The organism is Reichenbachiella sp. MALMAid0571 (assembly GCF_040151475.1).
Lineage (GTDB): Bacteria > Bacteroidota > Bacteroidia > Cytophagales > Cyclobacteriaceae > CAXBNB01.
Window position 1 is genome coordinate 17395 of record NZ_JBDKWG010000140.1, and the last position, 10823, is coordinate 28217.

Here is a 10823-nt window from a genome sequence, read left to right on the forward strand (position 1 = left end):
ACTACCGTCAACCTCTGGATTTTCCGGGTAAACCTGGCAGGTCATAGTTATGGATGTCGATTTCTGCTTATAGTTTTTTGGCATAATTACTGCTTATTTTGACTTCATTCATTACTTTGATGTTGCTTAAAATTACCGATCATAACCTATTATTATTATATTGCACGGCTGTAGAATCTACTTACCAACTTTTCCCATTCTTGATAGTGTATTTTATTCTACTTAAACTATTATTTTTAAATGCCAAAACACACAATTAAAACTGCGTGCCTGGTTCTATCACCAGTTATTTTTATTTTAAGTTTTATCCCGGCAAGTTGGGAAACAGACTCCTCTGATTTTTCCCCATACACGCAAAAAATTCCCGGAACAGATATAGGAATAGACTTGTCTCCCGTACCTGCTGGTACTTTTATGATGGGAAGTCCGGCAGGAGAAGCCTCCAGAAATGCGGATGAAGGACCTCAGCATGAAGTCAATATTTCAGCCTTTTGGATGGGCACATACGAAATCACCTGGCAGCAATACGAACTCTTCAGAGAACGAAAAATTGATGATTTAAATGATGGTAGCACACGAGGTAAGGAAATCGACTTTGGTGTAGATGGCGTGTCAGCAGCTACCGCTCCCTATATTGATATGAGTTTTGGAATGGGAAAAAACGGATATCCGGCCATTAATATAACTCAATATGCTGCAGCTACCTTTTGCAAATGGCTTTCGGCCAAAACCGGAAATTTCTACAGATTACCTACTGAAGCAGAATGGGAGTATGCCTGTAGAGCCGGCACAACAACTGCATACTCATTTGGAAATGATGCAAGTCAAATTAACGACTATGGCTGGTATTATGACAACAGTGATGGCAAGTACCAAAAAATTGGACAGAAAAAACCCAACCCATGGGGGTTGTATGATATGCATGGCAATGTAGCCGAATGGACATTGGATGAATACTCAACTGATAGCTATAAGCAATTCGCTGGAAAAACATCTGATAACCCCTGGGTAGTAGCCGAAAAGCTTTACCCACGGGTAGCAAGAGGTGGCTCATGGTATGACGACCCTCAGGATCTACGAAGTGCAAGAAGACAAGCTTCAAGCAAACAATGGAAAATGATTGACCCGCAATTGCCGAAAAGCCTTTGGTGGCATACCAGTGCTCCTTTCCTTGGCTTTAGAATAGTAAGGCCGGTTAAGACCCCTTCTAAAGAAGAAATGGAAAAATATTGGTTGAAGCCAATAGAAGACAATTAATAAATTAATCACTTTAAAATATAAATCTTTATTCAAATGACGAAAAACAGCGAACTATTAAACAGCAACCCTTCTCGCAGGAAGTTTGTTAAAAATTCTGCAGTAGTTGTTGGCGGAATATTGGCAAGTCAACTGCCGGTAGGTGCCAGTGCTTATGTAAAAGGAGATGACACCATTAAAGTTGCTCTGATTGGATGTGGTGGTAGAGGTACTGGTGCTACAGGACAAGCACTTACAGCGGATCCCAGTGTTCAACTTGTAGCCATGGCCGATGCATTTAGAGATCGTCTGGACGATAGTTATGACAATCTTATCAAAAAATTTCCTGATGGCAACAGGATAAAAGTATCAGAGAAAACCAAATTCACTGGTTTTGATGCTTATAAAAAAGCAATTGATAAAGCTGACGTAGTGATATTGACAACACCTCCTGGTTTTCGTCCTATACACTTCGAATATGCAGTAAATGCAGGAAAACATGTATTCATGGAAAAACCTGTTGCTACAGATGCTGGTGGAGTGAGGAAAGTGTTGGAAATGGCTAAAGTAGCCAAGCAAAAAAACCTGAATGTAGTTGTAGGTCTTCAGAGAAGGTATCAAAACAACTATCTGGAAACTTATAAGAAAATTCAGGAAGGCGCAATTGGTGATATCGTTTCAGGACAAGTGTATTGGAATAGTGCCGGTGTATGGGTCCGTCCAAGAGAAGCTGGTCAGACAGAAATGGAATATCAAATGCGAAATTGGTATTATTTCAACTGGCTGTGTGGTGACCATATCTTAGAACAGCACATTCACAATATAGATGTGGCCAATTGGTTTATCGGTTCTTATCCTGTAAGTGCTCAGGGTTTTGGAGGACGTGAAGTAAGAACTGGTATCGATCATGGTGAAATATTTGATCATCATGCCATTGAATTTACTTATGCCGGAGGTCAGGTTGTGGCAAGTCAGTGCCGACACCAACCCGGATGCGATTCTCGGGTAAGAGAGCAATTTCAGACAACAACAGGCCGTATAGAGATTCAGGGAGGTGGTAACAAAGCTAAGCTGACAGATTGGGACGGAAATACCGTTTACAACCATAGAGGTTTGGAAGATCCGAATCCATATCAGGTAGAACATGACAGGCTTTTCGCATCTATTAAAAATGGAGATACTCCAATAAACAATGTAGAATACGGAGCATATACTACAATGACTGCAATATTAGGTCGAAATGCTTCTTATTCCGGACAGGTTGTAAATTGGGACGAAGCACTGGCTTCTACTAAGAGTATAATGCCTGAAAGATATGCCTGGGATGCTAACCCTCCTTCAATGCCTGATGCTGATGGCAGATACCCTATACCAGTACCAGGAGTGACAAAAGTTATTTAACAACGACTATTATTAAAACATAAAGCTCTTACATTATGGAAAGAAGAAAATTTGTTAGAAATAGTCTGTTGGCAGGAGCAGGACTTGCTACTGCAAGTAGTGTCTCTCCGGCTTTGGGAAAAGAAGCCCTGAAGAAAAATGATTTCAAGCTAAAATACGCCCCACATTTTGGCATGTTCAAAGCACATGCTGGTGACGACCCGATCAATCAACTGAACTTTATGGCAGATCAGGGGTTCACAGCTCTGGAGGATAATGGTATGATGAAAAGAGATGTTGCCATGCAAACTAAGATTGGTGAAACTCTGGCCAAGCGTAATATGACTATGGGTGTATTTGTAGTTGACAAAGGTGGAAATATGGCAAATACATTGGCTGCCGGCAAGCAAGAATATATTGACATATTCGTAGATGGTTGTAAACGAGCCGTAGAGGTAGCCAAGCGTGTCAATGCCAAATGGATGACTGTTGTGCCCGGAGGATTTGAAAGAAGACTACCTATCGGTATTCAGGATGCCAACGTAATAGAAGCTTTGCGCAGAGGAGCTGAAATCTTTGAACCTCATGGATTAGTAATGGTATTGGAGCCATTATCAGACTCCCCCGACCTTTACCTGCAAACATCAGATCAGACGTATATGATTTGTAAGGCTGTAGATAGTCCATCATGCAAAATCTTGTACGACATATATCACATGCAGAAAACAGAAGGTCATCTAATCCATAATATTGATCTCACCTGGGACGAGATTGATTATTTTCAAATAGGTGATAACCCCGGGAGAAAAGAACCTACTACCGGAGAGATCAATTATAAAAATGTTTTTAAACACATTTATGATAAAGGATTCAAAGGGATTATGGGAATGGAGCATGGCAATTCGATCCAGGGAAAAGAAGGAGAATTGGCACTCATAAAAGCCTACCAGGAAAGCGACAGTTTCTAATTTTAAATCAGACCAAACTGGTATAGAAAAGAATGACCCGTTCCTCTTTTGGAACGGGTCTAATTCAACCAGCTATGGAAAACTTTTAACAAGTTATCTGATACAAATTAGCACAATCTACATTTATTGTTTCTGCCAAAGAGTTTACAATTCCTGCCAAGCCTGAATAAATGTCCATTTAATACCATATTCGTTATTATTGGCACTTTTATTATTATAATTCCTTTATCTCTACTACCTCTTAATTTTCAGGAAACATTTCTAATTTCCTTTTAATGAATCCAATCAAAAGCACTTTAACTTTAAAGTCATTGTTATAATTGTGTACTTTGAACAAAATAGAATTTGTTTGTTCATTATTTTTACTAACTGATTCCAGCATAAGTTGGATTTTATATCCTTCAAAACAAAAAAATCTTATCAAATCTGTATAACAGAAATACGATGAACGATCCTTTATCAATACTGAATAAATACTGGAAGTTCAGTGCTTTTCGTTCCTCGCAAAAGGAAATAATTAATTCTGTTATTGAAGGAAAAGATACTCTTGCCTTACTCCCTACAGGTGGAGGAAAATCCATTTGTTTCCAGGTTCCTGCACTATGTCTGCCCGGGCTATGTCTTGTCATCACTCCGCTGATTGCACTGATGAAAGATCAGGTGGAGCAATTGAGAAAAAGAGGTATTTCAGCAAATGCAATTTATTCCGGTATGCCACGACGAGAGATCGATATCATATTGGACAATTGCATTCATGGAAAAATTAAATTTCTATATGTCTCTCCTGAAAGGTTGAAAACTGATCTTTTCCAAAGCCGGGTTGCAGAAATGGATGTTTCACTTTTGGCCATAGATGAAGCGCATTGCATTTCTCAATGGGGTTATGATTTTCGCCCGTCTTATCTGGAAATATCGGAAATCTATTCCTTGCTAAGGGAGGTGAAAAAAATCGCATTGACAGCTACAGCTACAGCTGTGGTGAAACGTGACATCATCGAGAAACTGAAATTTTCCAACGAAAAAGTTTTTCAAAAAAGTTTCGCCAGAAAAAACATCTCCTATTCAGTTTTTGATTTAGAAAATAAGGAACAAAAGGTATTTGAAATTTTAAAAAATGTAAAAGGCTCAGCAATCATCTATGTCAGGAGCAGAAAAGAGACCGTCCGGATAGCTTATCTCTTATCAAGAAATGGAATCAATTCGGAATACTACCATGCTGGCTTGACCATAAAAGAACGTTCACTAAAACAAAACAACTGGATTCAAAACAAGGTCAGGGTAATGGTGGCAACCAATGCATTCGGTATGGGTATAGACAAACCGGATGTAAGAGTAGTCATCCACTTTGATTTGCCTGATTCGCTAGAAGCCTACTATCAGGAAGCCGGAAGAGCCGGGAGAGATGAAAAAAATGCCTATGCCGTTATGTTGTATAATCCTGCGGATATTCTTCGTCTTAAAGAGAATTTTGCCAGGTCATTTCCTTCTTATGAATACCTCAAAAGGGTGTATCAGTCTTTGGCAAACTTCTACAAACTGGCTGTAGGAAGCAGCCAATGGCAAAGTTTTGATTTTCAACTGGATATTTTTTCAAAATCATATAACCTAAACTCCTTTGAAACATTTCATGCCATAAAAAAACTGGAAGAACAGGGTCTGATCCTTTTAAATGAGAGTTTTTACAAACCCAGTGTGGTGATGCTCACTATAAATCACGAAGATTTATATAGATACTGTATAGCAAATGCTAAAATGGAGCCGCTCATCAAGGGGTTGCTTAGATTGTATGGAGGAGAGTTGTATATGGAGTTCATGAAAATCAACGAGGCAGATCTGGCCAGGTTGACCAAATCATCTGCCAGGGATGTTGCAAACAATTTGGAATTTTTACACAAAAGCAATGTTCTTATTTATGACAAAATAAAAGAAAAACCTCAGTTGACATTTCTAACTCCCAGGTTGGATTCTGGTAAATTAAGCATTAACAAAAAAGAACTGGAAAATAGAAAAAAAGTGGTTGGGGAGAAAATACAATCTATGATTGATTACGTGTTGGACAGGGTTCAGTGCCGAACCCGAATTTTTCAGGAATACTTTGATGAAACTGCCTACCTTAACTGCGGAGTGTGCGACAGATGCATTCAGGAAAAGAAAAAAAGGACTGCAAATGCAATTGTGGAAGAAACAGAAACACATATCCAAAAACATACAAATGAAAACTGGATGAGTATAGCACATCTCAAATCTGAATCAGGAATCAAAAATGACTTTGAATTTACTGAAGGACTCAGGACTTTATTGGACAAGGGCTTGGTTGAGTTGAGTGAAGACGGAAGAGTAAAAACCAAAACTTAATATTGTCAGTGCCGGCACTGATATTTTCATACCATAACCTTAGTACATTTCTATAGTGGATGTCAATTTTACTAAAAAAAACTAATTATTATTAAGTCAGTAATTAGCTGTAAAAGAGATAATAGCTATTTTTAAGTTGGAAAACCTAACCTAATATGAACAAACTGTTTATCTGTCTGGTCTGTTGCTTATTATTTCATGCCTCATTGTCCGCTCAGGAAATTACCGTGAATGGGAAAATTACCGATTCACAAACTCAGGAAGGAATTCCGGGGGTTCTGATAAAGATAGACCACAATGATGTTTCAGTTTTATCTGCAGAGGATGGATCTTATCAAATAAACCTCTTCGATGGGTACGAGCACCTGACCTTCAGCCTCTTTGGTTATCATTCTCAAAATGTATTCGTTGCAGGAAAAAAAGAAATAAACATCTCTTTGGTAAAAAAAGAAGGTAGAGAGATTACCTCCCAAAAATCAAATCAGGTTACAGTTGGTTTTGGCAGGCAATCGAAAGAAGAATTATCGAGCAGTATCTCTCATATCAATACCGACGAAGTAACCCCTGCACCTCTTGTAAGTCTCGAACAATCCAGCCAGGGAATGGCAACCGGGCTAATGGTGCAAAACTCCAGCGGCAAATTGGGAGGAGCTACAACAGTGCGGGTAAGGGGTGGTTCAACACTCTCTAATTCCAACAATCCACTGTATGTAATAGATGGAGTGCCTTTGAGCTCGGGAAGCCAATCGAACCTAAACCCAAACAATATCGCCTCGATGGAAATATTGAAAGATGCCTCCGCAGCAGCTATATACGGATCGAGAGCAGCCAATGGGGTAATCATCATCACTACAAAGTCTGGTAAGGACGGTAAAATGAAGATTGATTTTGATTATCAGGCGGGGGTAAGTCAAACTCCCAAATACCTGAAGCTTTATTCTGCTGATGAATACAATCAACAATTGATCGAGTATCAAATTCGATCAGAGCCTAGTGCATTGGAGTTGGATCAATATGTAACCAAAGAAAACCTGGCTGCATGGGAAAAATCCGGAACCGATAGAATCGTTTTTCCAAATGGCAATGAAATCACGCTACCAGCATTCATAAGCCAACTCACACACAATACAGATTGGCAAAAACAGGTGTTTCGAACCGATTTATCCCATAAAGCTAACATAGGTTTAAGCGGAGGAAAAGAAGCATTCAACTACTACACTTCTGTTTCTTACAATACTCAGGAAGGTATTTTAGTAGGAAATAAATATGATAGGCTCAATGGATCACTGTCGCTGAACAGCAAAATATTTTCAAAACTATCTGCCAATATGAGTGTGAATTACATTCACGCCAAAGAATACAAACTGTTGGATGAACAAGATTTGGGTTCTCCTTTGCAAGCGATAGTCCTCCCTCCTTCCGATAGCTTCGACCCCAACAATAATTATAATCTCACAGTGAGAAATCTTGAGTACAATCCACTTACAGAAATCCATAATTCTGAAAATTTAGGTTTTAACAACAGTGTGGTTGGAAGTTTAGGCCTGAGATATGACGTACTAAACAACCTGTCTTTTGATATTAGCGGAGGTATAGATTTCAGCAATCAAAGAGATGAAAGAAGGCAAGGTCCCGAAACGAGGGAAGGAAGCTTAACAGGCAGATCACAGTTAGGAGAAAATGAATACAGAAATTACATAGGAAATAGTTACTTCACCTACTCACCCAGCTTTGGTCAGGATCATAAATTCTCATTAGTAGCCGGAATATCATATCAAAAAACGACAGTTGAATCTACGTTTAGAGTTGCCCGGGTCAATAGCATTTCTGCTTTGGAAAATCTTCAATCCGGAGATACAGAGCTTACTGAAATGGACATTCCAAATGGCAGCAATGTTTTTGCTTCTTCTTTCTGGAGGCTGAATTATGGCCTAATGGAAAGGTTCAATTTTCAGCTTAGTGGTCGTGTAGATGGGTCTTCTAAATTTGGGCCTAAAAACAGGTATGGTTTTTTTCCGGCAGCATCAGCGAGTTGGCTTTTGAGCAAAGAACCTACTGTCTCTCACCTGCATTTCATGAACTTATTTAAATTTAAGGCAAGCTATGGTCTGATAGGAAATACTCCTTTGGATGATTTTCTATACCGAAGCAACTACTACAGCCTGCAATATGGTACAAGCAAGGGAATAGGACTGCTAAACCTTGCCAACCCCGATTTGAAATGGGAAACAACCTCACAATTGGATGTGGGCTTTGAGTTTGAATTTATTGATCGAATAACTGGTTCTTTCGATTATTATGTGAAAAAGACTACCGATTTATTATTTCCTGTCCCCGTAAGTCAAACCAGTGGATTTTCCAATGTATTCAAAAATCTGGGTTCTATGGAGAATATAGGATTGGAAATAGGTGTGGGGACAGTGAATATTGAAACACCTGACTTTTCCTGGACTACAGACTTCAATATATCTTTTAATGACAACTTAATTACTGACCTTGGTGGAAACAACCTGATAGTAGGTGTAAATGCATTCTTGGAAAGGCAACCAGCAGGTGTTTTTTATATGAGAAAATATGCTGGAGTAGATGAACAAACAGGACAGGCTCTGTACGACAATGGATTTGGAGGAACAACCACCGATTGGGAATCGGCTCCAAGACAAATAGTGGGAGACCCCAACCCAAAATATTTTGGTGGGTTGACCAATACGATGCATTATAAGAATTTTGACATTTCTTTCCTGATACAATTTGTTGGAGATGTTGATTTGTACTATGCCACCGGAGAGTTTTTATCCAACAGTGGGATTTTGAACCTGAGTCAATCAGCTACACAGGCCGATAGATGGTACAATGTCGGAGACCAGGCTCTTTACCCTGTACTTGATCCTGTTCAGGAAAACACCAATCCATCTTCCAGATGGCTGCAAGACGGAAGTTATGCGAGGTTAAAAAACCTCACCATTACCTATCATCTTCCAGAAAGTTTGGTAACCAAATGGGGATTGGACAACATGGAAGTTTATATTGGAGGGCAAAATCTCTTAACCTTCAGCAACTACATAGGATATGATCCTGATGTGAATTATACTGATCCATTGAATGGAACTATAGGTCAAAACATAAGTCGGGGTATAGATAATTTCACAGCACCTCAACCCAGAATCATTATGGCTGGAATCAAACTTGGACTTTAAACATGAATACGGTGATGAATTCAGAACAAACATCTATAAAGTCGATCATTTTTCTAATTGGATTCTTCCTTTTTACAACGATTCAATCGTGTGATGAAGTACTGGATATAGAAGCAGAAGGCAATATCAGTGGTGATATTTACGACACGCAGGAAAACATTGAGAGAGCTTTGATTGGAGCATATTATGGCTTTGGAGGCATCAATGACGGATCAGTAGGCGGGGAATTAATGGGGGGAGATTTCACCCTTATTCCTACTTTGCTGACCCGGCGCAATAACCTGGAAATCAGTTGGGACGATGTAAACGGATCTGCTTACTCCAATTTTATGGACAAAAACATACTGGCTACCAACGACAGGGTAAGTGCCAACTGGAGAAGGGCTTATGAAGTGATCAATACGCTAAACAATATCCTTGTCAATATTGACAATGTTACCAATGCTTCGGCCAAAAGTAAAATCCAGGGAGAAGCCCTGGCAATGCGTGGCATTTTATATTTTGAAATGGTACGACTTTGGGGTGGACAATACAGTGATATAACTATAAATGACGATGCTATTCCATTAAAAACAGAACCTATAACGGAAGTAAAACAGATAGAAACTCCTGAACTGGCAACAGTGACAGAAATATATATTCAGGCAGAGCAGGACCTGACAACAGCAAGTACACTGCTTGAAAGCTTAGCCAAAAATGATGTAAACCTTTCATATTATGCCTGTCAGGCCTATTTAATGCGCATGAGTCTGCAAAAAAGAGATTTCGAAGCTGCAGAAGGATTTGCCAATATCATTATCAATTCCCATGAATTTCAATTGGCAGACACTCCGGTAGAAGCATTTAACAACACTGCCAACAGCTCGGAAGATATTTTTGCCATTCAGCAGACTGCCGGATTTAGTGCCGGAGACAGATCAACCGGAAGTGGATTGCCCAATTATTATTCATCCCTGACCGAAAGCGGATTAGGTGTAATGAGGGTTTATGAGTTTTCATTGAGAACACCTGCCAGAGTTAACGGCCCTAATTTCAGTAGTATTGACCTGCGTGGAGTTGTAAATACCAATGTAAATACCTCCACCACTTCAGCAGACATTGTTACTCCGTTTTATACCAATATACTCAATACTTCTTTACTGTCTTCATCAAAGTACATGCGTCTGGATCGGGTAATTCCCAAGGTCAGATTAGCAGAAATTTATCTTTCAAGAGCTGAAGCCATCTATGAAAAAAACTTTAAAGTAATAGATCCAATAGCATTGTCAGACCTTAACCTTGTGCGCAACAGAGCCGGGTTGCCAACGCTTCTTGAGGAAGACTTCCTCACTTCTTTTGCCTTCTACGACAGCCTGATTCTGGAAAGAAAAAGAGAACTGCTCTTTGAAGGGATTATCTTCCACGACCTAAAGAGGTGGCAGGGAAAAATTGGCACATCCTCAGCCATTAGTCAAAAATTCATACTTCCCATTCCGCAGACCGAGACCGATACCTGGGGGAATTGAGGTTTGTATTTATCTATCATATATAGTAAAAAAAGGATTATCCCTACTTTGTCACCTTATAAAAGAGGGTAAAGACTATTGACAAGACGGCCTTGTCGTTTATCTTTACCCTGAGTAAAATACTATTGTAAATATAATAAAGGCCGCTATCAAAATAGACGGCAAAAAAATATGATTTTGAA

The 10823-nt window shown here is 39.3% G+C and carries 6 protein-coding genes; all 6 read left to right on the forward strand.

All coding sequences use genetic code 11. From position 1 onward, the window contains the following. The first annotated feature begins 240 nt into the window (after window positions 1-240). The 6 genes from AAOP42_RS16205 (at window position 241) to AAOP42_RS16230 (ending at window position 10641) form a co-directional block, all read left to right on the forward strand. Complete coding sequence (locus AAOP42_RS16205; RefSeq protein ID WP_349529594.1) at window positions 241-1257, forward strand: formylglycine-generating enzyme family protein; 1017 nt, start codon at window positions 241-243, stop codon at window positions 1255-1257. A 36-nt stretch (window positions 1258-1293) separates the two neighbouring features. Further along, window positions 1294-2637: a Gfo/Idh/MocA family protein gene (locus tag AAOP42_RS16210; RefSeq protein WP_349529595.1), complete on the forward strand. Its 1344-nt coding sequence runs from the start codon at window positions 1294-1296 to the stop codon at window positions 2635-2637. A gap of 35 nt (window positions 2638-2672) precedes the next feature. Next, on the forward strand, window positions 2673-3584 hold the full coding sequence (locus AAOP42_RS16215; RefSeq protein ID WP_349529596.1) for a hydroxypyruvate isomerase family protein: 912 nt from the start codon (window positions 2673-2675) through the stop codon (window positions 3582-3584). Window positions 3585-4028: 444 nt separating this feature from the next. Next, window positions 4029-5939 (forward strand): RecQ family ATP-dependent DNA helicase, encoded by a 1911-nt coding sequence (locus AAOP42_RS16220; RefSeq protein ID WP_349529597.1) that lies wholly within the window; start codon window positions 4029-4031, stop codon window positions 5937-5939. 155 nt (window positions 5940-6094) lie between these two features. Further along, complete coding sequence (locus AAOP42_RS16225) at window positions 6095-9136, forward strand: SusC/RagA family TonB-linked outer membrane protein (protein ID WP_349529598.1); 3042 nt, start codon at window positions 6095-6097, stop codon at window positions 9134-9136. A 14-nt stretch (window positions 9137-9150) separates the two neighbouring features. Then, window positions 9151-10641: a RagB/SusD family nutrient uptake outer membrane protein gene (locus tag AAOP42_RS16230; protein ID WP_349529599.1), complete on the forward strand. Its 1491-nt coding sequence runs from the start codon at window positions 9151-9153 to the stop codon at window positions 10639-10641. Window positions 10642-10823 lie beyond the last annotated feature (182 nt).